Source organism: Mesorhizobium sp. M7A.F.Ca.CA.004.04.2.1, from assembly GCF_004022825.1.
Classification (GTDB): Bacteria; Pseudomonadota; Alphaproteobacteria; order Rhizobiales; family Rhizobiaceae; genus Mesorhizobium.
In genome coordinates this window covers 1-901 of sequence record NZ_RZPH01001516.1, presented here as the reverse complement: position 1 = coordinate 901, position 901 = coordinate 1, and the positions used below count along the sequence as shown (strand labels likewise).

Here is a 901-nt window from a genome sequence, read left to right as displayed (position 1 = left end):
GACCAGATGCGCAACGTCGGTGATCGGCTGCAGGACGATCTTGGCTCCGTCAAAGGCGCAGCCGCCGGCTGCCGCCCCTGGTGTCAGCGACTTCGAGCAGCCCTCCTTGCGCGCCTTGGCATCTTTGCCACGGTTCTTATCGCAGGCGGGCTCATCGAAGGCGTCCTTGATTTTGGCGCTGAGGGAGGACATCGCTCAGCCTCCCCAGTCCATTGGGCAAGGAATGGCCTCGGCGAAAAGCCGGCCACGGCTCTTAGCGCGTGAGGTCATAGGAATAATCCGTCACACCCGTCTCGCTCGTCTCGCGATCGAGTTTGTCGAAGATCTTGTCGAGGATCGTCGTCAGCACGCGCAACGCGCCCTGGTAGCCAAAGAGCGCAAAGCGGTGATGATGGTGCCGATCGAAGATCGGAAACATCAGCCGGATCAGCGGCGTTCCGGTGTCGCGCTCCAGGTACTTGCCGTAGGAATTGCCGATCAAAAGGTCCACCGGCTCGGTAAAGAGCAGCGAGCGCAGCGCCCACAGGTCCTTGCCCGCCCAAACCTGGGCAGCCTTGCCGAAAGGCGAGGATGCTAGCAGCTTCTTCAAATCGGCTTCCCATGCCGAGGTGCCATTGGTGGCGAGGCAATGGGTTGGCTCGCCGCCGGTCTCCATGACAAAGCGGGCCATTGCGTGAACGAAGTCGGGATCACCGTAGATGGCGTATTTCTTACCATGCAGCCAGGATTGGCTGTCCGCCATGGCGTCTACCAGTCGGCCGCGCTCGAGGCGAATTGCCTCGGGAATCTCCTTGCCGGAAATCGCCGCGACCTCCATCAGGAATTCGTCCGTCGCCTGAACGCCGAGCGGATAGTGGAACGAGGCCGTCGCCTGCCCGACCTCCTCGCAATAGCCCAGTGT

Annotated in this window: 1 protein-coding gene and 1 pseudogene; both read right to left on the bottom strand. The window is 61.7% G+C overall.

The annotated features are described in order from the left end of the window. A pseudogene (locus EN893_RS35820) lies at window positions 1-192 on the bottom strand (nitrogenase iron-molybdenum cofactor biosynthesis protein NifE); the annotation flags it as partial. A 61-nt stretch (window positions 193-253) separates the two neighbouring features. Next, window positions 254-901, bottom strand: a 648-nt coding sequence (locus EN893_RS35815) for a nitrogenase component 1 (RefSeq protein WP_281062537.1), incomplete at its 5' end; no start/stop codon positions are given.